The organism is Tunturiibacter empetritectus (assembly GCF_013410875.1).
Taxonomy (GTDB): domain Bacteria; phylum Acidobacteriota; class Terriglobia; order Terriglobales; family Acidobacteriaceae; genus Edaphobacter; species Edaphobacter empetritectus.
The window spans coordinates 976,675-1,003,031 of sequence record NZ_JACCCU010000001.1 but is presented as its reverse complement, the minus strand read 5'-3'; the positions used below and the strand labels follow the sequence as shown (position 1 = coordinate 1,003,031).

Annotated in this window: 16 protein-coding genes; 8 read left to right on the top strand and 8 right to left on the bottom strand. The window is 59.9% G+C overall.

Going from position 1 to position 26,357, the window contains the following annotated elements:
* Window positions 1–33 precede the first annotated feature (33 nt).
* The 3 genes from treZ to HDF08_RS04155 all read right to left on the bottom strand — a co-directional run bounded on the left by treZ (window position 34) and on the right by HDF08_RS04155 (window position 6,633).
* A complete protein-coding gene (gene treZ / locus HDF08_RS04165) occupies window positions 34–1,785 on the bottom strand; it encodes a malto-oligosyltrehalose trehalohydrolase (RefSeq protein ID WP_179637328.1) in 1,752 nt (583 codons plus the stop codon).
* The gene (gene treY / locus HDF08_RS04160; RefSeq protein WP_306459663.1) at window positions 1,785–4,478 is read right to left on the bottom strand and encodes a malto-oligosyltrehalose synthase; all 2,694 of its coding nucleotides are present in this window, start codon (window positions 4,476–4,478) and stop codon (window positions 1,785–1,787) included. Before treY ends, treZ begins: the two co-directional genes overlap by 1 nt.
* 199 nt (window positions 4,479–4,677) lie before the next feature.
* Window positions 4,678–6,633 carry a glycoside hydrolase family 15 protein gene (locus tag HDF08_RS04155; protein WP_373563118.1) on the bottom strand — a complete coding sequence of 652 codons (1,956 nt, stop codon included), beginning with the start codon at window positions 6,631–6,633 and terminating at the stop codon, window positions 4,678–4,680.
* A gap of 331 nt (window positions 6,634–6,964) precedes the next feature.
* Between HDF08_RS04155 and HDF08_RS04150 the strand changes: the two genes are divergently transcribed.
* The 3 genes from HDF08_RS04150 (at window position 6,965) to HDF08_RS04140 (ending at window position 11,042) form a co-directional block, all read left to right on the top strand.
* Window positions 6,965–8,173: a hypothetical protein gene (locus HDF08_RS04150; RefSeq protein WP_179637327.1), complete on the top strand. Its 1,209-nt coding sequence runs from the start codon at window positions 6,965–6,967 to the stop codon at window positions 8,171–8,173.
* 75 nt (window positions 8,174–8,248) lie between these two features.
* The gene (locus HDF08_RS04145; RefSeq protein ID WP_179637326.1) at window positions 8,249–8,995 is read left to right on the top strand and encodes a hypothetical protein; all 747 of its coding nucleotides are present in this window, start codon (window positions 8,249–8,251) and stop codon (window positions 8,993–8,995) included.
* Between the two features lie 235 nt (window positions 8,996–9,230).
* Entirely contained in the window at window positions 9,231–11,042 is a 1,812-nt protein-coding gene (locus HDF08_RS04140; RefSeq protein WP_179637325.1) for a S53 family peptidase, read from the top strand.
* Between the two features lie 71 nt (window positions 11,043–11,113).
* On the opposite strand, the gene HDF08_RS04135 is transcribed toward HDF08_RS04140, so the two are convergent.
* Together HDF08_RS04135 and HDF08_RS04130 are read right to left on the bottom strand one after the other, a co-directional pair.
* The gene (locus tag HDF08_RS04135; RefSeq protein WP_218884490.1) at window positions 11,114–11,500 is read right to left on the bottom strand and encodes a SnoaL-like domain-containing protein; all 387 of its coding nucleotides are present in this window, start codon (window positions 11,498–11,500) and stop codon (window positions 11,114–11,116) included.
* Window positions 11,501–11,685: 185 nt separating this feature from the next.
* Complete coding sequence (locus HDF08_RS04130; RefSeq protein ID WP_179637324.1) at window positions 11,686–12,792, bottom strand: hypothetical protein; 1,107 nt, start codon at window positions 12,790–12,792, stop codon at window positions 11,686–11,688.
* A gap of 290 nt (window positions 12,793–13,082) precedes the next feature.
* Between HDF08_RS04130 and HDF08_RS04125 the strand changes: the two genes are divergently transcribed.
* The gene (locus HDF08_RS04125) at window positions 13,083–13,985 is read left to right on the top strand and encodes a hypothetical protein (RefSeq protein ID WP_179637323.1); all 903 of its coding nucleotides are present in this window, start codon (window positions 13,083–13,085) and stop codon (window positions 13,983–13,985) included.
* A gap of 485 nt (window positions 13,986–14,470) precedes the next feature.
* Here the strand turns inward: HDF08_RS04125 and HDF08_RS04120 are convergent, their stop codons facing one another.
* A complete protein-coding gene (locus tag HDF08_RS04120; protein ID WP_179637322.1) occupies window positions 14,471–14,785 on the bottom strand; it encodes a carboxymuconolactone decarboxylase family protein in 315 nt (104 codons plus the stop codon).
* A gap of 474 nt (window positions 14,786–15,259) precedes the next feature.
* On the opposite strand from HDF08_RS04120, the gene HDF08_RS04115 reads away from it, so the two are divergent.
* From HDF08_RS04115 to HDF08_RS04105, 3 genes are read left to right on the top strand one after another with little or no spacing between them, the layout of a single operon-like run.
* Window positions 15,260–17,611: a xanthine dehydrogenase family protein molybdopterin-binding subunit gene (locus HDF08_RS04115; RefSeq protein ID WP_179637321.1), complete on the top strand. Its 2,352-nt coding sequence runs from the start codon at window positions 15,260–15,262 to the stop codon at window positions 17,609–17,611.
* Window positions 17,608–18,090: a (2Fe-2S)-binding protein gene (locus tag HDF08_RS04110; RefSeq protein ID WP_218884489.1), complete on the top strand. Its 483-nt coding sequence runs from the start codon at window positions 17,608–17,610 to the stop codon at window positions 18,088–18,090. Before HDF08_RS04115 ends, HDF08_RS04110 begins: the two co-directional genes overlap by 4 nt.
* Entirely contained in the window at window positions 18,090–18,947 is an 858-nt protein-coding gene (locus HDF08_RS04105; RefSeq protein ID WP_179637320.1) for an FAD binding domain-containing protein, read from the top strand. Before HDF08_RS04110 ends, HDF08_RS04105 begins: the two co-directional genes overlap by 1 nt.
* A 19-nt stretch (window positions 18,948–18,966) precedes the next feature.
* Here HDF08_RS04105 and HDF08_RS04100 read toward each other — a convergent pair whose 3' ends face one another.
* A complete protein-coding gene (locus tag HDF08_RS04100; RefSeq protein WP_257030865.1) occupies window positions 18,967–19,542 on the bottom strand; it encodes a nucleotidyltransferase family protein in 576 nt (191 codons plus the stop codon).
* Window positions 19,521–20,645, bottom strand: coding sequence for an XdhC family protein (locus tag HDF08_RS04095; RefSeq protein ID WP_179637318.1), 1,125 nt, complete (start codon window positions 20,643–20,645; stop codon window positions 19,521–19,523). The genes HDF08_RS04100 and HDF08_RS04095 overlap by 22 nt, the downstream gene beginning before the upstream one ends.
* Before the next feature lie 417 nt (window positions 20,646–21,062).
* On the opposite strand from HDF08_RS04095, the gene HDF08_RS04090 reads away from it, so the two are divergent.
* Window positions 21,063–26,300 carry an MBG domain-containing protein gene (locus tag HDF08_RS04090; protein ID WP_179637317.1) on the top strand — a complete coding sequence of 1,746 codons (5,238 nt, stop codon included), beginning with the start codon at window positions 21,063–21,065 and terminating at the stop codon, window positions 26,298–26,300.
* Window positions 26,301–26,357 lie beyond the last annotated feature (57 nt).

The following is a 26,357-nucleotide window of genomic DNA, read 5'->3' as shown; positions in this document are numbered from 1 at the left end:
GAACAAAGCAATCTTCAAAAATATCGTCAGAATCTACCGCATCGCCTCACTCGAAAGGATCGCCGCGCTATCACCAGGTAACTCCACCGAATCACCCTTCACCACAACCTCAGCCTTCGAAGCCAGCAACAACTGCGCCCGCCTCGAATGAGGAAGCTCCACCTTCTCCGCTCCAAGATTGCACATCAACATCACCGCCCCACGCTCAAACACTAGCCAGCGCCGCTCCTCATCAAACGCCGCCTTCACGTGCCCCACCGCTCCATCGTTCAACGCCACCGACCCGCGCCGCAACTCAATCAGCCTGCGATACCAATCCAGCATCTCCGCATGGCGACCCTCATGAACCTCCTCCCAATTCAACTTCGAACGCAGAAAGGTCTCGACATTCTCCGGATCGGGAATCTCCTCGGGGTTCCATCCAAACGCAGCGAACTCACTCCGCCGCCCATTCTTGACCGCCTTCGCCATCTCCGGATCCTCATGGTCCGCGAAGTAGAGAAACGGCGTCGAAGCCGCATACTCCTCCCCCTGAAAGATCATCGGAAGAAACGGCGCCGTCAACACCAGCGCCGCCGCCACCTTCGCGCGGTCGAACCCCACCGTCTGATCCACTCTGTCGCCGATCGCACGATTGCCCACCTGGTCGTGATTCTGGATGTAGCCAAGAAAATGATGCGGCGACAACTCATCCGCCGGCCGCCCATGCGATCGCCGCCGATACTGCGAATACGTCCCATCCTGCACAAAGTTCTTCGTCAAAGACTTCGCCAGCTTCGCCATCGTGCCGAAGTCTGAGTAGTACCCCTTCCCCTCTTCCTCCGCCGTAAGCACCGTAAACAGCGCATGATGAAAGTCATCGCTCCACTGCGCATCCATCCCGTACCCGCCGCTCTCTACACGCGTAACAATCCTGGGATCGTTCAAATCACTTTCTGCGATCAACACCAGCCTGCGTCTCAGCTTCTCCGACAACGCCTTCACCTCGGACGACAACTGCTCCATAAAATGAACCGCGGAGCGATCGATATACTCGTGCACCGCGTCCAAACGAAGTCCATCGATGTGATACTCCCGCATCCACATCAGCGCGTTGTCGCAGAAGAATCGCCGCACCTCATCGCTTCCCTCGCCCTCGAAGTTAATCGCGCCGCCCCACGGAGTGTGGTGTCTCTCCGTGATGTAAGGCCCATACTTGCCCGAGTAGTTCCCCACCGGTCCAAAGTGGTTGTAGACCACATCCAGCAACACCGCCAATCCACGCGCGTGGCACGCATCCACCAGCCGCTTCAACCCATCCGGGCCGCCATACTGCTCAGTCACCGCGAACAACGCAACGCCGTCATAGCCCCAACCCTGGCCGCCCGGAAATGCAGCCACCGGCATCAGCTCCACATGCGTGATGCCAAGCTCCACCAGATATCCAAGCCTCTCAATCGTCGAATCAAAGGTCCCCCCCGGCGTAAACGTCCCCACATGCAGCTCATAGATCACAGCATGCGAGAGCGCAGGCGCACTCCAGCTTCTGTCGCTCCATTGGAAGGTCTCCCGGTCATATACCCGCGACAATCCATGCACTCCATTCGGCTGCCACTCCGACCGCGGATCGGGCCACTCCTTCGGATCGTCTCCGATCACAAACCCATAGTCGGTCCCAACGCCTGCCTCTCTCACCGGAGCGCGCCACCATCCATGCTCGTCAGGCCCGTTCATTGGATAAGCCGCATCCCCAATCTTCACGCCCACCTTCGACGCCTCAGGCGCCCAAACCGTAAACTCATGCATCAGCGATCTCCCCCAACCTCTTCGCGCGCCAGCAGCGCCACTGGAAAATCCTTCAACAGCTCCCTTACCTCAACCTCGCCGCCCTCCACCACCACTCCCGTCAGGCGATTTCTCCATCGTCCCTCAGGCAAGGTCACCACAGTATCCCTCCACGCTCCGCCCAGCTTCATCATCAACCTCGGCACCACCGTCACCACATCCTCGCCTCTTAGATACGCAATCACATGATCATGCTTTGCTCCATCCACCATCAACGGAACATAGTCAGCCTCCGTGCCAAACGACGCCGGCCGCTCGCGCCGCAGGTGAAGCGCCTTATGAATCGTCCACATCTTCGGCAGTCCATCGTCGGCTCTGGCCATCACTTGCGCCGCTGCATCGCCGCCGTTCATCTGCTTCAACTCCTGTAGCAGCCGCTGCCGCAACGCATAGTCTACCGGCCGCCGGTTATCCGGATCGACCAAACTCAAGTCCCACAACTCCGTCCCCTGATAAAGATCCGGCACACCCGGCGCCGTGTACTTCAGCAGTGTTTGCGCCAGCGAGTTCACCCGCCCCGCCTCCAGAATCCTCTCCACAAACTGCTGCAGCTCCCGTTGAAACGGCGCGTAGCTATAAGTGAACTCAATAAATAACTTCAGCGCCTCTTCAAACTCCTTATTATTCGCCACCCAGGTCGTCTGCTGTTTGGCCTCACGCATCGCCTTCAACATATAGGCCTGCGCACGATCCATCGGCAGCGGCCACGCCCCAATCAAAGTCTGGTAGTAGAAGTACTCCGTATTCCTGTCCGGCAGCGGATCGACTCCGGGTTTGCGTGCGCGAAACGCATTGTTCATCCGCGACCACCGCTGGATCGCCGCGCCAAACTTCTCCGGTATCTCCGACAGCACCGCCATCCGCGCCCTCACATCATCGCTGCGCTTGGTATCGTGCGTCGACAGTGTAGTCATCGTGCAAGGATGCGTCTCCTGCATCTTCCTGCAGTACGAGTGAAACTCCTCCACGCTCAATCCATTGCGACCCGGATCGCTCCCCACCTCGTTCATTCCCGTCAACCGGTTGTAGCAATAAAACGCCGTATCCTCTACGCCCTTCGCCATCACCGGCCCGGTGAACTGCTGGAACCTCAGCAAAAATTCGCTCTCCAGTCTCCCCTTCACCTGCATCGTCAACACGTCCCGAAGAAAATCAAACAGCCCCCCGTCGATATCCTGCCGCGTCTCCTTCGCGCACTCTGCAGCCTGCGTAATGTATTCGCGATCTTCCTCGGTAATCTCCTCACGCTCCGGCACCACATACGTCCGATAGATCGAAAAGCAAGCCGCCACCTCCCGAATCGCACGCCTCACCTCCGCTCTCGTATAGTCGCGTTCATCGCGATTCGCCTCGCAGATCTCCACAAAGATCGACGTCAGCCGGTTCACATCGCTGCCCAGCGCCTCCTGCGACACGTTGATCTTCTTCTCATGCGCAATCGCGTGAAAGTCCGTAGGCTGCCCCGTAAAATCCGCATACAGCGTGGACAACTCCATCAGGCCCTCAGGCGCCACCAGCACCGCCCCCGCAACATTCAGAAAGTCGTACCCGCTCGTGCCCTCAACCGGCCAGTCCTCGCGCAGAAACTCACCCGGCTCAAGAATCTTCTCCCCAATCACCCACGCATCGGGAGCCCGCTCGCGCAGCCGCTTGAAGTACTCCTTCGGATCCCGCAGCCCATCCGGATGATCCACCCGCACCCCATCGAGCACCCCTCGCCGCAGCCAGTCCAGCACCAGCGCATGCGTCTCTTCAAACACATACTCCCGCTCCACCCGCAGACCGATCAGCGTATTCACATCAAAGAACCGCCGATAGCTCAACTGCTGATCCGCCGTCTTCCAGTACGCCAGCCGATAGTTCTGCTGGTTCAAAAAATCATCCAGCGCATCAAGGTTCTCGTTCAACTCCGCCGCCGACCGGTCCATCCCCTCTAGGATCGCCGGCTCCTCCGCGCACAGCCGGTCCAGCAGCGTAAACAGCACCACCTTGTCGCGATGCCGAGCCAGAATCGTTCGCCGGTCCACATACTCCGGCGCCGGCAACCGCCCAAACGAAGCCGCAAGAAAACTCAACGTATCCGACTTCGCATACTCCGCCGCCCGCGTCAGAATCACCGGCAGCGACTGCGGAGAAACCGGCAGCGACTGCCCCGAACACTCCACCTGAAACTTCACCGCTCGCCGCACCACCTTGATTCCACCCGTCTGCAGCACCCGCCCATACTGATCCCCAAGAATCGGCACCAGCACCTTGTCTCGCAGCCGCTCCTCCTGCGGCTGCCAGTCGATATCGAAGAACGAAGCATACCGGCTCGACGTCCCATTCTCCAGCACATCCCACCAGAAACGATTTTCCTTGCCCAGCGACATATGATTCGGCACGATGTCCAGCACCTGCCCCAGCCCCGCCTCGCCCAGCTTCTTGCAGAACCGCTCATGCGCCGCCGCGCCCCCCAGCTCTTGGTTCACCTTCTGATGATCGACCACGTCGTATCCATGCATACTCTCCGGCGCAGCCTGCAGATAAGGAGAGCTGTAGACATGTGAGATCCCGAGTTCATGCAGATAGTCGGCGATCCTCGCCGCATCGTCGAACGTAAAGTCTTTATGCAGTTGCAGTCTGTAAGTAGAACCTGGAGTTCGTAGCATCATCAACCAATCGAAAGTTAGCGTTCAGGAAACAAGGCAGTAAAACTCACACGGGTATCCCGCACAAAAAAGATCCAGGTCGTTTGTTAGAGCCTCATATGCACTCGTTGGTTGCATTCCAACAGTCGACAACACAATCCCGGAAACTTTCGAGCGGTCCTCTCAACTTCGACGAACCGTCGTCGCCCTCGGTGATGCAAATCTACTTAGCCCCGCGACGCTGCTTCGGTTTTGCCGCAGCATTCTGATCGGGCGACCACAAACCCGACATCGCAAATGCAGAATGGATCAACGCAATATGCGAGAGAGCCTGGGGAAAGTTCCCCACCATTCGTCTTCCAATAGGATCGTACTCCTCCGACAGCAACCCGGCATCGTTACGCAGCGCAAGCAGCCGTTCAAACATCGCCTTCGCATCTTCCTTCCTTCCAATCAGCCACAGATTCGTCACCATCCAGAAGCTGCAAGCCAGAAACGCGCCCTCGCCTCCGGCCAATCCATCGTCAGTCTTCTTCGTGTCATATCGTTCCACAAAACCATTCTTCATCAGCCGCCGCTCGATCGCCTCCACCGTGCCGATAATCCGCGGATCATCCATCGGCAGAAATCCCACCAGCCCAATCCGCAGGCACGACGCATCCAGCTGCTTCGATCCATACGACTGTACAAAGCTGTTCAGCTTCTTATCGAACCCCTTCCTCAAAATCTCCCGATGCAGCATCTCGCGGTTCTTCTTCCATCGCTCTACATCGCCCTTCCCATCAAACTGCTCATGATGCTTGATCGCCCGATCCAGCGCCACCCACGCCATCACCTTCGAGTGCGTAAAGTGCTCCGCGCCGCCGCGTGTCTCCCATATCCCTTCATCAGGATTCGGCCACACCGTGCACAGATGATCGATCAGCCCCGCCTGCACCGAAGTAGCGGAGACGCGTATCTCCTCGTCGGCCTGCGGAATTCTCGACAGCGCCGCCGACACCTCGCCGAACACATCCAGCTGAAACTGATCCACCGCCGCGTTCCCAATTCGCACCGGCCGCGAATTCTCGTAGCCCGGCAGCCAGTCCGCCACCCACTCCACCAGCTGCCTCTCGCCGCAGATCCCATAGATCGTCTGCACCTGGTCCGGCGCCCCGGCGATAGCTCGCAGCAACCACCTCCGCCACTCCACGGCCTCTTCCGTAAAGCCCGCCTGCATTAAAATCAGCAGCGTAAACGAAGTGTCGCGCAGCCAGCAGAAGCGATAGTCCCAGTTGCGCGATCCACCGATCCTCTCCGGCAGCGACGTCGTCACCGCCGCCACAATCCCGCCCGACGGCCGATACGTCATCGCCTTCAACGTAATCAGAGAGCGCTCGACAGCCTCGGCATACGGCCCCTTATACGCACTCCTCCGGCTCCACTTCGTCCAGAACCGCTGCGTCTCCGCCAGGGCCTTATCGACCGACAGCTCACGCGGCAACTTCTCAAGAGATGAAGAGTTGGTCAGCGTAAAACTCATCGTCTCCCCCTTCCGCACCGTGAACTCACTCCGCGTCGTCATCCCCTCCCCGCGCAGCCGCGCCTTCGTCCTGAGCGAAACCATGTCCATCCCTGCGATCGCCCGCAGTCCGTCCTTCGTGCTCGTCACCCACGGCACCGTCCTTCCATAGTCAAAACGAATCGCAAGATCCATCTGCATCTTCACCCTGCCGCGAACTCCCTGCACGATCCTCACCACATGCGAGTGCTTCTCTCGCGGCGGCATAAAGTCGATCAGGCACACCTCTCCCTCTGGCGTCTCGAACGTCGTCCGCACGATCAGCGTGTGTCCCTCATACTCCCGCCGGATCGCCTTCACCTTCCCCTTCGGAGCAATCTGCCAGAAGCCGTGATCCCGCGTCCCCAATAGCGCAGCAAAGCACGCCGGAGCCGGAAACGACGGCCAGCACAGCCAGTCAATCGACCCCTCCCGAGAGACCAGCGCCGCCGTCTCACAGTCCCCGATCATGCTGTAGTCTTCAATCCTTGCTCCGTGTAAAGCTCCATGTAACGATCCATGGAGTGCTCCATGCAGCAGGCCATCGTGCGAGCCACGCGGCGCTGTCTCGCCAACCGTCCCATGCAACGCCACATCGTCTCTCTTCTTCCGTCCTGCCACCTTCTTCCGTTCTGCCACAAAATCCTCCCAGCTGCCGTCTGCAACCTGCCAGCAACCACATCCACCACACAACGCATCTCTTTAAAGAATGAGCGTTCTACCTGAAACCTATAAAGACCTCAGATGCGCAAAACGAGGAATTGAGACCGGACATGGAAGGAAGTCTATGAAAACCGCCTTCATGCAACCTCCATCGCAAAAACTTTCCACCCCGCAGGCTCCTCCCCTCGCGCAGCCTTACAATGGGCAGTACACTCACGGCAGCAGCGCCTCTTTAGACAATAAGTAACCTCCACCTATCCGCAACCTGAGCCACCGCCAACCGAACCGAGAAAGTCCACATCGCACGATGGCCTCCGCGCAGACAAATATCGACCTCTCCTCCAACGCCAGCGCGACGTCTGCGACCACCACCACGAGCAGCACGCTCGTCAGCCTCGTTCCCCTCTCGCAGGACGCCTTCGAAACCACCCTCTCGAACCTCGCCCTCGCCTTCCCCAACGACACCGTCCTAGTCGCCACCCCCGACACCGCGCCCCAGCTCTCCTCCGGCAGCCCCCTGCGCATCATCCCCTACACCCCCACCGCCGTCTCCGCCACCCCCTGGGTTCTCACCGCGGCCGACTATCTCAACACCTACAAACTTGCGCAGGAAAACCGCGCCACCACCTGCCTCCTCCTCGGCGCCGAGTGCCAGTCCCTCCAACCCGAGACCATCCGCGCCCTCGCCAAATCCGCCCTCACCTGCGATCTCTCCGTCGCCCACTACGAGCTCGGCCCCCGTGAAGGCCTCGTCAACTCCGCTATCCTCTATCCCGTCACCCGCGCCCTCTTCGGCACGCGTCCACGCTTCCCCCTGGCGATCGACCTTGGCCTCTCCCTCCGCATGGCCAACCGTCTCGCCTCCACTGCGCAACGCTTCACCGCCACCTCCCAGGACGACTCTTTCCTCTGGCCGCTAGCCGAAGCAGCAACCGCCAACTTCACCATCGCCGAAGTAGAGGCCACCCCTCGTACCTTTCCTCAACCCGCGAATCGCGACCTCAATAGCCTCCTCGCCCTCATCGCCGGCTCCCTCTTCTCCGACGTCGACGCTAAAGCCTCTTTCTGGCAGCGCGCCCGCGGCACCCAGCCCGTCCAGCCCCTTCCGCAAACCAATCACGTCGCCGAGCCGCCAGACACCGCGTCCATGCTTGACGCCTTCCGTCTCGCCTACACCAACCTCCACGAGATCTGGTCCCTCGTCCTGCCGCCCAACTCGCTCCTCGGCCTCAAGAAGCTCTCCATGCTTCAACCCGAGAGCTTCCGCATGCCCGACAATCTCTGGGCCCGCATCGTCTATGACTTCATCCTCGCCTACCGCCTCCGCACCATCAACCGCGGTCACCTCCTCGGCGCGCTCACCCCGCTCTATCTCGCCTGGGTCGCCTCTCATCTCACGCTCATCAGCACAGGCACTCCGCCCGAAAAACACATCCAGGATCTAGCCGTAGCCTTTGAAGCCGACAAACCCTATCTCGTATCACGCTGGCGCTGGCCCGACCGCTTCAACCCATAGAGAAAGCATTCCAACAAAAGGCTCTAAGAAATAGCGGCAATCAACAAAGACCAGCACCCGTAAGGAGACCCTCTCATGTGGCAACAAGTCGAACAGGCACTCCGTCAATCCGCCCAACAGGTCCTCTATAAACTGGCGAGCTTTCTCCCAGCCCTCATCGCCCTTCTCCTCGCGCTCGTCATCATGACCGCCATCGGCATGGGCCTCGCCGCGCTCCTTCGCCGCTCGCTCACCGCCGCCAAGTTCGATGAGCGCCTCGCCCGCAACTCCTCCGCCACCATCTCCGATTGGTCCCCCGCCCACAGCCCGACCGCCCTGCTCGCCCGCGTCGTCTTCTGGGGATGCGTCGCCATCGGCTGCTTCATCGGCATCTCCGCCTTCGACGCCGCATTCCCCGGCGAATCCCAGATCTCCCTATACGTCCTGCCCTACCTCACCCACTCCATCGGAGCCGTCCTCCTCCTCGTCGCCGGCACCCTCATCGCCCGCTTCCTCGAGCGCTCCGTCCTCATCGGAGCCGTCAACGCCAAACTCCAGTACGCCCGCTTCCTCTCTCTCGGCATCAAGTGGCTCGTCCTGGTCCTCACCGCAGCCATGGTCCTCGACCATCTCCAGATCGGCGGCGCCGTCGTCGAACTCGCCTTTGGAATCCTCTTCGGCGGCATCGTCCTCACCCTCGCCCTCGCCGTCGGTCTAGGCTCCCGCGACATCGTCAGCCGCTCCCTGGAACGCAGCGCCGACCTCCGCTCCAACCTCGACCCCATCCCCAACGATCCCGACTTCAAATCCACCACCACCACCGAACCCCTCCGCCACTTCTAACCACCTTGTCGCAGCAGCAGCCGTTGTGCGCCCTTCGCCGTCATCCTGAACGGAGTGAAGGATCCCGACACCATCCACCCACCCATACCATCCGAACCTTCCAAACCAAATAGTCGACCCAGCTTCCCTCTCAACCAACACGGGCATACTATAGGTCCTCGTAAATCTCGATGACCACTCGCCATCCAATCCGACCCATCTCACAAATTCATCCCCAAATTTGGAGAATCAAAACATGGCAACCCAAAAGAAAACCCTCGCAGCGTCCCCCCGAACCACCCTACCCGGCAGCGAAAGAGAGCTCTTCCGACCCTCTACGGCTGAGCCTGCCACCGAAAAGCCCGCACCCTCCAGCGGTAAGATCACCGTCTCAGTCATCGTCCGCCGCAAGACCCCCCTCAAAGCCGCCAGCCGCCTCGGCAAGCAGCGCCTCACCCGCGCCCAATACAAGCAAAGCCACGCCGCCGACCACGCCGCCGTCAAACTCGTCCGCGCCTTCGCCAAAGAGTTCGGCCTCACCGTCGTGCCCGACCCCCTCAGCCTCGAGTGCCGCACCATCAAGCTCTCCGGCACCTCAGCCGCCATGCAAAAGGCCTTCGGCGTCACCCTCGTCCACACGACCTACGACGGCGCAACCTACCGCGTCCGCGAGGGCAGCATCACCCTTCCCTCACAACTCGTCGGCCCCGTCGAAGCTGTCCTCGGACTCGACAACCGCCCCCAGGCCCAGCCTCACTTTCGCATCGCAGGCCAGACCGGCGACCTCGCCTCAAAGCTAGCCCAGGGCGGAGGCTTCGCCCAACCCCACTCCGCCGTAGCCCACGCCGCCGCCACCAACATCTCCTACACTCCACCCCAGGTCGCCGCACTCTACCAGTTCCCCGCCAACGCCTCTGCCGCCGGCCAAACCATCGGCCTCATCGAACTCGGCGGCGGCTACAAAACCGCTGACCTCACCGCCTACTTCAAGACCCTCAACCAGAAGGCCCCCAAAGTCACCGCAATCTCCGTCGACGGCGGCAAGAACACCCCCACCAACGTCAACAGCGCCGACGGCGAAGTCATGCTCGACATCGAAGTCGCCGCCGCCGTAGCCCCCGGCGCAAACATCGTCGTCTACTTCGCCCCCAACACCGACCAGGGCTTCATCGACGCCGTCTCCACCGCCGTCCACGACACCACCAACAAGCCCAGCGTCATCTCCATCAGCTGGGGCGGCCCCGAATCCTCCTGGACCACCCAATCCCTCAACGCCCTCGACGCCGCCTGCCAGTCCGCCGCCGCCCTCGGCATCACCATCACCGTCGCCGCCGGAGACAACGGCTCCACCGACACCGTCACCGACGGCCAGAACCACGTCGACTTCCCCGCCTCCAGCCCCCACGTCCTCGCCTGCGGAGGCACCAAGCTCATCGCCACCGGCTCCACCATCACCTCCGAGGTCGTCTGGAACGAGCTCGCCAGCAACGAAGGCGCAACCGGCGGCGGCGTCAGCAACTTCTTCCCTCTGCCCACCTGGCAGGCCAACGCAGGCGTCGCCGCCCCCACCACATCAACTGGCGGCCGCGGCGTCCCCGACGTCGCCGGCAACGCCGACCCCTCCACCGGCTACACCATCCGCGTCGACGGCCAGACCCTCCCCATCGGCGGCACCAGCGCTGTCGCTCCCCTCTGGGCTGGCCTCATCGCTCTGGCCAATGCGCAAAACGGAACCTCCGCAGGATTCATTCAACCCGCCCTCTACGCTGCCAAAGGCAAAGCCGCCTTCAACGACATCACCTCCGGCACCAACTACTCCGGCACTCCCGTAGGCTTTACCGCTGGCCCCGGCTGGGACGCCTGCACCGGCCTAGGCTCCCCCATCGGCACAAAACTCATCACTGTCGTCAGCCCATCCACCAGCGCATCGAAGGCCACATCGAAGACCGGAAAGAGCAAGGCCGTAAAAAATAAGGGCAGCAAGAAAAAGCCCGTCCGCACGCGCCCCGCACAGAAGCCTCACGCCGGAGCCAACCGGCGCAAGGCCTCTGCAGGCAAACACAGATAGTTCACCTTTGCCGTTCTTGTTGTCATCCCCGAAGGGGATCTGCTATTTACAGTTCCCGTTGCGGACTACTGCTACATGTTGTAGAAGAACTCTTCGTAGACCACCTTGCCGTCCACAACCTTGTACACCGCAACCTCTTCCATCACAAATCGCCGGTTCTGCGGTTTGAACGTCACATCCAGCTTGAAGGTGCACGCAAAGTGCGACCCCGCCACCAGCGGTCCCTCCACCGTGGCCGAATGAACCTCATGGTTCGCCTCCCACCACTCGCCCTTCTCCTTCACCGCCTTCAACCCCTTGGCCTCGCGCGACCCTCCCGGCGGCGCGCCCGCCTCCATGCTCACAATCTCATCCGAGTACAAGCTCTCCGTTGCCTCCTTGAACTTGCCCTCTCGGCAAAGACCAACCAGCTTATCCGCCACTTCCTTCGTCGTCATCGTCTGTGTCTGCGTCGTCATAAATACTTCTCCTTTTTCTGAACGTACTCCAGTCCCGCCAGCATAAGCCAACTGCCGCATGGCTGTCTTCAACAGGATCCGGACGATATTCTTTCCTGACCTATATTCTTCTTCACTGAGACGAGACCGCCAGGACCTTATCGCAGCCCCAGGCGGCCTCTCCTCCTGCAACCACCCACCTCCAACTACTCATTCGGAAACAGCGTCTGGCAAGCATCCTTCAGCTCTTCCACCAGCGTATCGTCGGCATCTCCCGTCTTCACGAACGCGAGTCCATGCGGGCTCAGCATTCCGCTGACGATCGGCGTCAACTGACCGAACTCCACATCCAAGCGGCCAACGAATCCAGGAGCCGCGCTGCTCCCCGCAACGCCCGCCGAATAGGCCACACCCGGTACAAACACCTTCTTGCCAATCTTGTAGGTAATGTTTGCAGCCGTATCGCTTACCAGCAGGAACCCATCGACGTCCGGCGTGAACAGCGTGTCGTCCACCTGCGGCTGGCCATAGGGCGAGCTCAGTGGAATCTGCAGCACGCTCTGCTGCTTCCCGCCCGGCTTGCGCACCATCACCAGCTCCGAGTCGCCTTGGCTGTCCAGCACCAGCTCTCCGCTCGGCGAGGTCGTCATCGAGTCCGGATCCTGCAGATTCAAAGTCACCTGCTGCCCCGTCAGGATGTTCGTCGCCGTCGCATTGCCCTCCAGTATCGGCTTCACCACAACGTACCCGCGATCCAGCCTCGCCTCCACAATGGCAGGAGATGCATTGGGGTTATGCGCAGGGTTCGAAGCGCTCAAATAAGTCTTGCCGTTCCGGAACGTAATATCGTCGTACCCTCCGCCAGCCTGCGGCGGAGCCGCAAACTTGTACACCACCTTCTCCCGCGTCTCAGGATCGAACACCACCAGACTGGGATTCGCATCCTCGTTCTGCATCACCCACAGCTTGTGGGTATAAGGGTTTAACTTCAACCCGTCGTTATGACCCTTGACGGTAAAGCTGTAAACCTTCTGGCCAGCCCGGTTGTACTCCACAATCATGTTTGTCTTGCCGTCAGCGCCCGCCGGATCATTGCCGTCGCCATAGCCGATGTACACATGGTCCTGATAGACCGCAAGCGAGTCCGGCGCAGTGTACTTCCCCACCACACCCGTGGCGAAGACGCTAAGCGTATAGCCCTGCACGGGCGTCGGCGCGCTCGCCTGGCCAAACAACGGGGCAACGCTAAACAGCATGACGGCGGACGCAACGAGAGCGTTGCGCGAAGTCATTGGAAACAGCGCAAGTGACATGGTGAAACCTCCTGAATCGATTGAGGGAAAGAGTTGGGGACACGACTACATCCGAAGCAATACTCCTCCGATGGATGCAGCACCGCATCACCGCCAGATGAATTTCTTGTGACTCGTGTAGTCTTTCGACATTGTGCAAATTTCGCCGCTCTTTGCACGTGCTGCCTGCTTGGCCATGCCCACCCAAAATCGTCATCTCGACCGCAGCCGCACAATCCCGTCGCATGAAATCCGCTCCTCTACTGCTGTAGTCCATCCAGTCATTCGCGCGTGAGTAAACTAACCCCACCATGAAGACCACAGCCCTGGCTCTCCTGACGCTTTTTCTGGCACCCCTCGCCGAAGCGCAGCGCACATCCCTCATCGGCATCTTCGAATACACCTCCTCCGGCCGAGGCGACAACCTTGGCGCACCCGGCGTCCGCGTCCTCTTCCACCAATCCGGCCGCCTCTGGCGCTCCTACAACGCCACCTGCCAAAACGAGATGCACGACGAAAGCTGTCTCAAAACCATCGTCCACGTCTTTCCATCCGTCACCACCTGGACCCTGGTCAAACAGGGCAAGCCCGTTGCAAAGGTAGCCGCAACCACCCCCGCCGCCTACCACTTCTACTCCGAGATCGGCGTTCAGGCCATCACCAACCCAGCCGCCGTCCTCAACCTCGAACCCCGCCCCACCCCCGACCGCCCCGACCCGCCCCATACCGTCCTCGCCACCACCCTCCCCACCCTCAAAGACCCCGACAACTGGCAACCCGCCTCTCCGTTCCCACTCGACGTCACCCATGTCCGTCAGGCCTTCCACAAACTCTACCCTCACCCAAAGAACTGCACACAAACCACCAGCAACTCACCATCGAACTACCACGACTCCACCATCACCGACGATCAGATCGCCTCCGGCTCCTCCTACGTCTCGAACAAAAACTGGCGCATCCTCGAGCTCACCCTCAATGGCTACCGCTGCGACGGCCCACCCGACGACGCCTGGGTCAATCACTGGTTTGCCATCTCCCCCATGGGCGAAGTTCATCATCTGGGCCGGCTCATGCACCTCGCCGGCACCGCCGACTTCGCCAACGAGGGCCGCTCCGAAATCCTCTTCCAGGTCGAAGGAGGCAATGAAGCCGGCTACAAACTCTTCTACGACAACTTCACCCACCAAGCCCAAGCAACCGTCACCTACCACTAACCACTAACCACTAACCACTAACCCACTCACCGAAAAGCGCCGTCATTCTGAGCGCAGCGAAGAATCCCCGTATTTGTCGTTGCCGTTGCATTTGCCGTTGCATTTGTCTTTGGCCGTCGCATTTGTCTTTGGCCATTGCATTTGCCGTTGCCGTTGCATTTGCATTTGCCGTTGCATTTGTCGTTGCATTTGTCGTTGCATTTGTCGTTGTCGTTGCCTTTGCCGTTGCCGTCATCCTGAGCGGAGTGAAGGATCCCGACACCTTCCACTCACCCATACCGTTCGGACCTTCCAACCCAGACGCTCCAACAGTTGCCGCTCTTCCCCCACAAACACAACCACCTCGACCGAAGTCGTTCACAACCTCATCGTGAACAGCGCAACGGAGACAAGGGGCCACGGTCTCATCGTGGCCCACGCAATGGAGAAACCCGCTTACCCTCTGGAACTATCACACGAGGACGCGCGTCTCACACAAAGAGCACCTAACTCTTCCCCTCACCCATCACATGAGCAGCATGCGTAATCGCCGCCCCGGCGCGAAGCGCAGCAGCCACCAAAGCCGTCTCAGCCAGCTCCTCCTGAGTCGCCCCCGCAGTCACCGCTCCCGCCCGATGCAGCTCCAGGCAGTACGGACACTGCGTCGTCAATGCCACGGCCACCGCAATTAGCTCCTTGTACTTCTTGGGAATAGCCCCCTCAGCCATCGCCGCCTTATCGAACGCCCAGAAAGCCTTCGTGGCCTCCGAAGCCCCCTCTCCGAGCGCGCTCAACTTCTTCAACTTCGCCATGTCATACATCGCATCTCTCCCATCCTGTGTGAGATATCTGACGACCGCAGTCTGGCCCACTACAGTCACTCAATTCCCAGCCAGTCTCGGCCCACAACGCCGCACCGTCAACCCCGGCCTAGGCACCCGAAAGCTCTGTCAAGCCCCAAAAACGCGAAACCCCGCGCCAATCCAGCAAAATCACGTGGCGTATCAGTTCCTCTCCATCTTCTATGATGGATATAGAGCGAAAAAACGGGAGACGGCAACGGCATCCCGGCGCTCCCCCCAAAGGGTCGAGCAACGTCGCACGCAACCTGCTGAAAACAAGTATTTTGCGCACAAGCCCTTTGGTTGGAATGCTTTGCAGCCATCAACTCCCTGCAAGCCATTCCAACCAAAGGATTTACTCCCAAAATACCCCTCAGGGGGGAGGGGGTGCAGGGTCCCTAACGATTCCTCGCAATCCATAAAACTTCGTCTATCCTTATGCAACACCTTTCCATGACCAGCCAGCTCCAGATCGTTGGCAGCTCCCCCATCCGTAAGGAAGGAACAGCCAAGGTCTTGGGCCGTGCACTCTACGTCGACGACATAAGCCTCCCCGGCATGTGGTTCGGAGCCACCGTCCGCAGCACCATCCCCCGCGGCCGCATCACCTCCATCGCCTTCGACCCCGCCATCCCCTGGAACGAATACACCATCGTCTCCGCCGCCGACATCCCCGGCGAAAACTGCATCGTCCACCTCACCAAAGACCACCCCTGCCTCGCCATCTCCCACGTCAACCACGCCGAAGAGCCCATCTTCCTCCTCGCCCACCCCAACCGCTCCGCACTCCCCGCCGCCGTAGCCGCGGTCCACATCACCTACGAAGAACTCCCGGCCATCTACTCCATCGAAGACTCCGAAAAAAAAGAGCAAGTCATCTGGGGAGAAGGCGAACACGCCAACACCTTCAAGACCTACCTCATGCAGAAGGACCTGAAGCCGATCCCCGACGAGATCTGGCAGACCGCCGACTACATCGTCGAAGGCGAGTACCGCGCTGGAGCCCAGGAGCAGCTCTACATCGAAAACAATGGAGTCATCGCCGAGTACGACCCGGAAAAGGGAGTGACCGTAAGAGGCTCGATGCAGTGCCCGTACTACCTCGTCCACGCCCTGGAGCTGGTCTTCAACCTCCCCGCCGAGAAGTGCCGAGTCATCCAGACCGAGACCGGCGGTGCCTTCGGCGGCAAGGAGGACTTCCCCTCCGTCATCGGCAGCCATGCCGCTCTCCTCGCCATGAAGTCAGGCCACCCCGTCAAGCTCTGCTACGACCGCGCCGAAGACATGGCCGCCACCACCAAGCGCCACCCCAGCCGCACCCGCCACCGCACCGCCGTCAGCAAAGACGGCAAGCTCCTCGCCGGCGAGATAGACTTCGCCCTCGACGGCGGAGCCTACGCCACCCTCTCCCCCGTAGTCCTCTCCCGCGGCACCATCCACGCCCCCGGCCCCTACCACTGGCCCCACCTCACCGTCCGCGCCAAAGCAATGGCAACAAATATTCCGCCCCACGGAGCCTTCCGCGGCTTCGGCGCGCCGCAAAGCATCTTCGCCCTCGAACGCCACATGGACAAGATTGCAAAGGTGGTCGGACTCACACCGGAAGAGCTCCGCCGCCGCAACTTCCTAGGCACAGGCGGCCACACCGCAACCGGCCAGCTCCTCAAAGACCCCGTCGATATGCAGCACCTGCTCACCCGAGCACTCGAAGAGTCCAGCTACCACGCCAAACGCGGGCAGTTTGACCGCGAGAACCCGACCAGCACTATCAAGCGCGGAGTGGGCTTCGCCACCTTCTTCCACGGTGCGGGCTTCACTGGCTCCGGCGAGCGCCGCCTCAACTCCCTCGTCGAGATTGAGCTCACACCCGAAGGTCAACCTCGCCTCCTGGTCTCCTCCACCGAATTTGGCCAGGGCACCAACACCATCCTCTGCCAGATCGCCGCACAGACCCTCCACCTCCCCTACGACCAGATCCTCATCGCCCAACCCGACACCGGGCACGTCCCCAACTCCGGCCCCACCGTAGCTAGCCGCACAGCCATGGTCGTCGGCAAACTCATCGAGCGCGCCGCGCAATCCCTCCTCGCCACCCTCGCTCCTCTTTTGTCATCCCGCAGCGCAGTGGAGGGATCTGCTGCTACCTCCGATATACCTCACAGCTACTCCCCTGAAGACTTCCGCCACGCGGCGCTCTACTACCTCGCAGAACACGGCTCCCTCAAAACCGAGGCCCGCTACCAGTCCCCCGGCGACATCTTCTGGGACGATGAGAACTATCGAGGTGAGGCCTATCCCGCCTACGCCTGGGCCGTCTACGTCGCCGAAGTTGCCGTCGACACCACCACCTACTCGGCAAGCGTGACCAGCTTCTACACCCTCCAGGAAGTAGGAAAGGTCCTTCACCCAATTCTCGCTGCGGGGCAGATCGAAGGCGGAGTCGCCCAGGGCATCGGCTATGCGCTCTACGAAAAATGCATCTGGAACAACGGCCATCTCGCCAACAACCAGATGACGAACTACATCATGCCCACCAGCGCCGATATCCCGCCCATCCACGTCTCCTTCGAAGAGATCCCAAGTCCCCACGGAGCCTTCGGTGCCAAAGGCATCGGCGAGCTCCCCATGGACGGGCCCGCACCCGCCATCCTCAACGCTATCGAGCACGCCACCGGCCTCGCCTTTACCGAAATCCCGCTCCTCCCGGAAGACATCTTCGAGCGGATAACCCGCACTCCCGAAGCAGGCAGTGAATCCTTCGATCCAGCCACCGCCGGCCCCATCTTCAGCGAGGCCACCGCATGAGCGACCTGGTGACCCAAATCCACTTCACTGTCAACGGCGAATCAAAAGTTTTAAAAGCGCCGCCCATGAAACGCCTCCTCGATGTTCTCCGCGAAGACCTTCACCTCACCGGAGCAAAAGAAGGCTGCGGCGAAGGAGAGTGCGGCTCCTGTTCGATTTTGATGAATGGCGATCTGGTCAACTCCTGCCTCATCCCTATTCTGCAAGCGAATGAGGCACAAATTACCACTATCGAAGGCGTCGCCATCACCGAACAGCTTCACCCCATCCAGCAGTGCTTTCTCGAAAACGGGGGAGCACAATGCGGCATCTGCACTCCTGGCATGATCCTCGCCACGCATCACCTGCTCAAAAAATATAAGAACCCCTCTCTGTTACAAATTCAAGAAGGCCTCTCCGGCAATCTCTGCCGCTGCACTGGCTACATTCGTATCTTCAATGCTGTGCAGGCCGCGGCTCTGACCGGGGTCGCCGAATAATGCGCTCCAACATCACCCAATACGAGCTCGTCGCCCCAAAATCGCTCGACGCTATCCTTCAGATCCTCGCAGACTCGCCCGATCGATACACGCCCATCGCCGGTGGTACCGAGTTGATGGTAGCGTTAGGCGCCGGACGTCTTCAGCCCAAAAAACTTATCTCTCTCTGGAATCTCGAAGAGCTTCGCTTCATTGAAGTCGCTCCCGACGCCGTCCACATCGGCGCTGCCGCTACCTTCACAGATCTTCGCAGTCATCCTGTGATCACTAGCGAACTCTCCCTCCTGTCGCAGGCCGCCAGCTGGACCGGCTCGATTGCGAACCAGAACCGCGGCACACTCGGCGGTAACATCGTCAACGCCAGCCCTGCCGCCGACTCTCCACCTGCGCTTCTGGCCTACGATGCCGCTGTTACCGTCGTCTCCACTCGCGGCAGCCGCACAATTCCCTATCGCAACTTCCACCTTAGCTACAAAAAAACTGCTCTCGCCCCAGATGAGCTCCTCTACAGCATTACCCTTTCACGTAACTTGATCGGTTACAAGACCTACATCCGCAAAGTAGGAACTCGAAACGCTCAGGCCATCTCCAAGGTCGCCATCGCTGCAATCGCCCGCACGAGCCATGGCGTGATCGAAGGCATCCGCATCGGAGCCGCAAGCCTGCGCGAGACTCCTGCCCGCCTCATCGCTACCGAACGGTCTCTCCTCAATCAGCCCGTAACACCTGCCACAATCGCCGCCGCCCGCAGCGCTTTACTGAGCGAGACCCTTCCCATCGATGACATCCGCAGCACTGCGAAATACCGCGCTGCAGTTGCCGCCAACCTCCTCGAAGAGTTCCTGCACACCCTCTAACACTGTCCGAAGAGAACCTCTAGCCAAACAACGCACGCGCACGTTTCAGATCTTCAATTGTATCCACATCCAACTCACCGTCAGCCAACGCCACACAACGCGCCGATCGCAACAGATCCTTTGCGCCGGCATCGCCCTGCAACTTCATAAGGTCTTCAAAGGATGTCGCGGGGAAATACGCTGGCACGCCTCGCCGCCCGGCATACATCGATCCTGTGACCTCTCCCGAAACTACCAAACTCCGCAGATGCGCAGCGGTTACCGCCGGCATATCGCAAGTAGTCAACACACAGCCATCCACGTCTCGCAAAGCCCCCACACCGACTCGCACGGAAGCGCCCATCCCCTCGCTCCAGTTGTCATTTATCAATACCTCAGCGTCCCGCAACGCACACACCGCCTCAATCGATTCCGCCGAAGCCCCCAACACTACGATTACGGGCGAGAATCCAGCTTCGTGAGCGACTCTCACCGAACGTTCCAAGAGAATTTCCGCGCCCACCATTACCAGTTGCTTCGGCTCTCCCAACCGCCTCGAAGCCCCAGCCGCGAGAATTACCGCACCAATTCGCCTCACGCAACATCCAGCGCACATTGTTTTTGCAGGTATCGCGCCGCGCCGCCCTCCCTCAGGTTCCTCTCAACATCCTGCGGCGACAACCTGCGCGAAGCCCCCAGTTTCCCCATGCAGCACGCTTGCACTTCGGCAATAACCGCGAGAGCAATAGCCTCGGGTCCATCCCCACCAAGATCCAATCCCACCGGAGCGTAGATTCGGTCGCAGCACGCACCAACCGTCCACCCCAACACCGCTGCAGCCTCGCTCACGAGCAACGAACTCCGGTGCCGCGCCCCCAGCAGACCCAGGTACCTTGGGCGCAACGGCAACACCGCCGCCAGCAATTCCCTATCCTGCTCGTAACTATGAGTCATCAATACCACTGCATCGTCATGACGAATCGACCGAATCTCACTCGACCCAGCAGAAGCTACAACCACCCGCTCCGCCTCGGGGAACCGGTCCGCGCGAGCCATCTGCGCTCGTCCCTCCATCACCAAGACGCTCCATCCGAGAAGCGCTGCCATGCTCACGACCGGCTTTGCATCGTCGCCCGCCCCCAGAACAAACAACCTCTGTGGAGCCACGATTCGCTCCACAAAAACTCCCGAGTCCGAACTGTCAATGTCAGCCTTCAGTAGAACATTAGCTCTTGCCTTAACCAGTTCAAGCTCGGTCAGTCCTTCGCTGGCAAACGTAAAGTCCCCATTCGCAGCCAGCACCGCACGTTCCAATCGCCTCCCTGTCCGTGGCAGCCAGGTCAGCACCGTTACCTCGTCCCCACCAAGCGCGCCGTCCAATGCCGCAAGGACAGCTCGGCATTCAGGAGTCTCGACCGGTTCGATCAGCAGATCAACAACGCCGCCACACCCCAACCCAAACGGCATCTCGGCCGTATCGTCAAACATCGTCGAGTACCGCTCCATGACGGCACCCTCGCGAATCAGCCACGCTGCCTTGCGCACTACCTCGGCCTCCAGGCACCCTCCGCTTATTGTGCCGGCGTATTCTCCTGCTCTGCCCAGCAGCAGGCGAGCTCCAGGTCGTCGATAACTCGATCCCTCGGTCCGCACCAGCGTCACCAGAGCCGTTGCTCCACCCTGACGCCACAACCGAACGATCTGCCGACCTTCTCTCATGCCAGAAGTCCTATTTCCATCGCTCTGACTCCCATTCTCCACGCGGACAGTCTCATCTGTCTATCAAGACAAGAGGAACAAGGATCACTCCCGATGAGCGATTAAACCATGAGATATAGTTCCGCTATTGCAAAGGGATCTACGCGGAGAGATCGGAGTCTCTCGCGAAAAACCGTAGCCCTACTCGCACCCTGCCACAGCTCTGCTCCAATATCGCCAAAAACTCAACCATCCTGAGGCGTCTGCAACTGCCACTTTATAGGTAGTTCCCCCAAACCCTCTATATGCAATACTTTTGGCGCAGGAGACCGGATTTTCGATCTTCATCGGAGGGGGCTGTAGCTCCGAAGAAGCGCATTACCTGCTACTTGCGCTGTTTTGATTCATTTTGCAGCACGAACCTAGGAGCTTCACCCCATGCATCTCAGACGTTTTTCTGGTGTACAGACTCTCTCTGCACTGGTTGTTCTTGTCGCATACGCCATCACTCCGTCTCTAGCGCGCCCCCAGGCCCTGACCTTGGTGCAGAGTGGAACCCGATATGCCGGAACCATCACACCAGGTTTCAACGGAGACTTCGGACCAGCGACGACAGTCAGTCTCAACACTCCGTCGTATATCGTCTTCGATTCAAACGGCAATCAATACCTCTCGGATACTCTGAATAACTGCGTTCGAAAGATCGACACCACAGGTTCCATGAGCACCCTCGTCGGACTCGCCGTATCAGGTAAAGGCGACACCTGCTCCACCGCCTCGAACAGCACCCCGACACCCGTCCAAGGCCTCTATCAGCCCACGGGCCTGGCCATAGACAGCGCCAATAATCTCTACATCGCAGATAGCAGTCACAACTGCGTCCGGAAACTCGCTGCCGGAGCTTCAGGCGTCGCCTCGCTTACTACCATCTCTGGCACTTGCGGCTCCACTGTCTCCGCCACTCCTAACCCCAACGGTATCGTTCTAGACGCCAGCAATAACCTCTACATCGCTATCCAGGATACTGAAGTTCCTGCCACTCTCAGCAACTATCAGGTCTTGCTTCAGGCTCCCTCCTCCGGCCTCTGCGTCGTCGCTGGCGCACCCTCTGCACTCGTTCCTACAACCTGCACAGGCATTACCGGCAGCGTCGCGCTGAATGCTCCCTCTGGTCTCGCAATTAGTGGCGCAGGAGATCTCTTCATCGCAGACACAGGCAACAACTGCGTTCGCCAGGTCGTCGGTCTCGCAACGTTCCAAACAGCCGTTGGCCAGTGCTCCAATGACAACTCAGGCTCAATCGCCACGGCAATAAATAAACCATACGGTCTAGCCTTCTCGCCCACCCAATCCCTCTACATCACCGAGACCAGTCCCGACGTCGTCGTCAGTTACGTCCTGGGCTCCAATAGCGCGACCATTGTCGCTGGTCTGCCTAATGGCGCCTCCGGCTCCTACAGCCCTGTTCAGGACGGAACCTCCGCCCTCAACTTCCCTCTTAACGGTCCCCGAGGAATGGCTGTCGACAGTCTTGGCAACTTCTCTCTCGCCGACTCCGCCAACAGCATCCTGCGCAAACTCAGTGGCAATATCATCTTTCCGGCTACGCCAGTCGGCAGTCTTAGCGCCGGTCTCCCGGTGACCTTCACCGTCAACCAAAAGGTGAATCTTACTGTTACGTCAGGGCCAGACTTCAACATCACTACAAATACCTGCACAGGAGTCCTTACGCCCGCGGCGCCGGGCACCCCGCCTGTCACCTGCCAGGTCTTTGTGCGCTTCACACCTACTCTTCTCGGCCTGCGGAGCGCACCCATCAAGCTCGCTGACTCGATCTCCGGAAACAGCACCTCGCAGGGCCTCGAAGGTACGGCAACCGGCTCGCTCGGTGTCTTCACCCCTGGTATCGTCAAAACCGTTGTCAGCTCTCTCGCCGCGCCCTCTGCCGTTACAGTTGACCCCGCCGGCAACGCGTACATCCTCGAGTCAGGCGCAACTCCCGGCACCGGCAACCTACTTAAACTTCTAGTTGGCGGTGGACCACCTTCCCCCATCATTCCAGGAGGCTCCGGTCTCCTCACCTCCTCGGCCATCGCAATCGACTCCACAGGCAACTACTTCATCACCGACGCCGTCCACGGCACTGTCGCCCGCTTCGGGGTCGACGGCAGCCTGAACACCAGTTACGTCACCGGACTTATTGCCCCCACATCTATCTACGTCGACGGCTTCGACAACCTCTTCATCGCCCAGGCTGGCTCGGCCCATAACGTGATCGAGGTCTTTGCGGGCGGTGGCAGTCGTACCATCGCCGGAAGCGGCAGCAATGCCTCCGCCGACAGCGTTCTTGCGACCACGGCCAGCTTCATCTCCCCCGGCGGGTTAACCCTCGACACCAGTGGCATCCTGTACATCGCTGACACTGGCGGCCACCTCGTCTATGCAGTCGATAAATTTGGCATCATTCATCAGATCGCTGGCAACGGGACCGCAACGACCACTGTTCCCGGACAAGCCACCGGTACCGCTATCCTCGCTCCCTCTTCCCTCGCCTTCGACGCAGCCGGTGACCTGTACATCGCCGACGCCACTGCCAATCTCGTCTATACGGTCTTCGTCTCTACCACCAGCACCGGCAGTAACATCTCAACCACTCTCGGCACTGGCATCGCAGGAAATACAGGCGATGGTGGCTTTGCGAACCTCGCCCAGATCAGCAATCCTGTCAGTATCGCCGTTGAAGGCAATAGCGATCTCTTCGAGGTGGATAACGGCAACAACTCCGTTCGGGAGATTACATATCCCAACCCCACCCTAGCCTTCGGCAGCGTGGTGGTCGGCCAAACCTCGTTTGTCCTTCAGCAAAACCTGAGCAACTTTGGCTCGGCCCCTTTCACACTCAATGGTTCAATCACCACCTCCGACCCGCACTTTACCGTTGATCCCGGAACAACAACTTGCGGTACTACTATCATTGCGGGTTCTACGTGCAACCTGGGTTTCGTCTTTACCCCTACCGCTAAGGGCCAACTGACCGCTTCCGCTACCATTATTTCCAACGCCTACAACAGCCCTCTTACGATTACGCTCACAGGAACTGGAAAGGTCATCGCGCCGCTTCAGTTCACGCTGCCAACGGAGACAGAGGTCTACGGCCAGCCCCTTTCTCAGACCGTCAACGTAACCAATGGCAGTCCCGCTCCAACTGGCACCATCACCTTTAGTCTGGGTGCACGAATCCTGTGCACCGCCACCGCGACTCTGGGAGTCGGTTCTACGTGCAGCGCACTCAATACCGGCCTTGCCGTAGGCACCTACGGGATCACCTTCACCTACTCCGGAGATACCAACTACTTGCCAGCTACTGGCAACACAACCCTGACCGTTACGCCAGCCCCACTCACCATCACAGTCAACAACATCAGCCGTCTCTATGGAGCGTCGAACCCCACCTTCACCGGCTCCCTTACCGGAGTTGCCTCGGGCGACACCATCCTCGTCGCCTACTCCAGCGTCGCCACTGTCAGCTCTCCCGTCGGCCCCTACCCCATCATTGCTACTCTCACCACGGCGGGAACCACAAGCCTCTCCAACTACACCGTCACCAACACGCCCGGGACTCTGACCGTCACTGCGATTCCCATTACCGTCACAGTCCTCAGCACGAGCCGTCAATACGGCCAATCCAATCCTCCCTTCAACAGCACAACCCTCGGCGTCCTGAACGGCAATACTGTGAGTGGCGGCACCATCAACGGCGACGTACTAACCATCGCCTACTCCTCGCCAGCTACCGCCACCTCACCCGCCGCGACCTATCCCATCAACGCGACCGTCGCCGGAGCAAACGTCGGTAACTACGCCATCACCGTCACCCCCGGAACGCTTACCGTCACTCAAGCCATACTCACCATCACCGTTGGCAACGCAACCCGGGTCTACGGCGCAGCCAACCCCGCCTTTACCAGCATGGTTACTGGCGCTCTCAATGGCGATACCTTCACAAACTCTTACTCGACCACTGCCACCGTCGCGTCCCCAGTCGGCTCCTATCCTATTAACGACATCATTGGGGGCCCCGCGGCCTCCAACTACACCGTTCAGGTCACTCCCGGAACCCTCACGATCACTCAAGCCTCCGTTGCCGTGAACGTAACGGCGAACAATGCCACGCGCAGCTACGGCGCAGCCGATCCCACCTTCACCAGCACAGTCACTGGCGCGCTCAACGGCGACACCTTCACCATTACCTACACCACCAACGACACCCCGACCTCGCCGATCGGCACCTACACCATCGTCCCCACTATCTCCGGCCCCGCCGCCGCCAACTACAGCACCATCACAACGACCAACGGAACACTCACCATCAGCCCGGCCACACTTACGGTAACCGCGAACAACGCCACCCGCATCTACGACGCTGCGAACCCCGTCTTCACCGGCACGACTACAGGTCTACTCAAGGGCGACTCGGTCACCACAACCTACAGCAGTTCCGCCGTCCTCAGTTCGCCTGTGGGCACTTATCCAATCATCCCCGCCGTATCCGGCGCAGCTCTCTCCAACTACTCCGTCAACCTTGTCAATGGCTCACTCTCCATCACCCAGAATCAGACGGCCTTGGTCATCAACGTCAACAGCGCCAGCCGTCTCTACGGAGCACCAAACCCTGCCTTCTCCGGAGCAGTCACCGGTATTGCCCCCGGTGACGACGTAGTCGTCAGCTACACCACCACGGCAACTCCCGCCTCGCCCGCAGGCCAATATTCCATTGGCGCCAGCGTCTCAGGAACCTCCGCGGACAACTACATCGCGACCATCCACCCGGGCACACTCGACGTCAGCCCCATCAGCACCCTTACCACTGTCACAAGCTCCGGCTCGCCAGCACCTGCTGGCACTAACATCACCTTCACCGCGACGGTCACCAGCGCAACCAGTGCGCCCACCGGCACAGTCAACTTCACTGACGGCGCCAACCTACTCGGTACTGGGACCATAAACAGCAGCGGTGTCGCCACCTTCTCCACCAGTTCGCTGATAGCAGGCAGTCACACCATCATTGCCACCTTTCTGGCCAACACCAACTTCGTCACCAGCTCAGCGACCCTCACCCAGGTCATCAATGCTCCGGTGGGCAGCTTCACAATCTCCGCCACACCTCCCACTCAGCTCATTCGCGGCCCCGGTGCGACAACCTATCAAGTCATCGTCACTTCCGTCGGAGGCTTCACCGGCCAGATCAATCTCTCCTGCTCAGGCCTTCCTGCGGACGCCAGCTGCACCTTTGCCAGCAACCCGACGCTCACCGCAGGAGGCACAGCCACCGTTGCGCTGACCATCAACACCACCGCAGCCGATGCCCAGCTTCGCAATTCATTCATCCCCAGCCTGAGCCCGAGGGATCTGGCGCCGATCACCGTTGCCGCCGTCTTCCCGGTCGAGCTCACCGGCCTTGGCATCTTCTTCGCCGGCCTCCGACGCCGTAGAAAGCCAGGTACTCAAAAGATTCGCCTACTCGCAGTGATCCTCCTTTCTTTCGGTATCCTTGGCCTGGCGGGTTGCTGCTTCAACAACACATTTCAGACCTACACCGTCAGTGTCACCGGCACCAGCGCGAGCTCCACGGCGCTGGCTCAATCCACCTCTGTCTTTCTGTCCGTCGGAAATTAGCAGCAGTGTCCCGTAATGTCCTACCAATCTCACAGGACATACAGGGAAGAAAATCAG

Coding starts and splice junctions, on each gene's coding strand:
- treZ (WP_179637328.1), bottom strand. CDS start 1,785: ATGCATGAGTTTACGGTTTGGGCGCCTGAGGCGTCGAAGGTGGGCGTG.
- treY (WP_306459663.1), bottom strand. CDS start 4,478: ATGATGCTACGAACTCCAGGTTCTACTTACAGACTGCAACTGCATAAA.
- HDF08_RS04150 (WP_179637327.1), top strand. CDS start 6,965: ATGGCCTCCGCGCAGACAAATATCGACCTCTCCTCCAACGCCAGCGCG.
- HDF08_RS04145 (WP_179637326.1), top strand. CDS start 8,249: ATGTGGCAACAAGTCGAACAGGCACTCCGTCAATCCGCCCAACAGGTC.
- HDF08_RS04140 (WP_179637325.1), top strand. CDS start 9,231: ATGGCAACCCAAAAGAAAACCCTCGCAGCGTCCCCCCGAACCACCCTA.
- HDF08_RS04135 (WP_218884490.1), bottom strand. CDS start 11,500: ATGACGACGCAGACACAGACGATGACGACGAAGGAAGTGGCGGATAAG.
- HDF08_RS04130 (WP_179637324.1), bottom strand. CDS start 12,792: ATGTCACTTGCGCTGTTTCCAATGACTTCGCGCAACGCTCTCGTTGCG.
- HDF08_RS04125 (WP_179637323.1), top strand. CDS start 13,083: ATGAAGACCACAGCCCTGGCTCTCCTGACGCTTTTTCTGGCACCCCTC.
- HDF08_RS04120 (WP_179637322.1), bottom strand. CDS start 14,785: ATGTATGACATGGCGAAGTTGAAGAAGTTGAGCGCGCTCGGAGAGGGG.
- HDF08_RS04115 (WP_179637321.1), top strand. CDS start 15,260: ATGACCAGCCAGCTCCAGATCGTTGGCAGCTCCCCCATCCGTAAGGAA.
- HDF08_RS04110 (WP_218884489.1), top strand. CDS start 17,608: ATGAGCGACCTGGTGACCCAAATCCACTTCACTGTCAACGGCGAATCA.
- HDF08_RS04105 (WP_179637320.1), top strand. CDS start 18,090: ATGCGCTCCAACATCACCCAATACGAGCTCGTCGCCCCAAAATCGCTC.
- HDF08_RS04100 (WP_257030865.1), bottom strand. CDS start 19,542: ATGTGCGCTGGATGTTGCGTGAGGCGAATTGGTGCGGTAATTCTCGCG.
- HDF08_RS04095 (WP_179637318.1), bottom strand. CDS start 20,645: ATGAGAGAAGGTCGGCAGATCGTTCGGTTGTGGCGTCAGGGTGGAGCA.
- HDF08_RS04090 (WP_179637317.1), top strand. CDS start 21,063: ATGCATCTCAGACGTTTTTCTGGTGTACAGACTCTCTCTGCACTGGTT.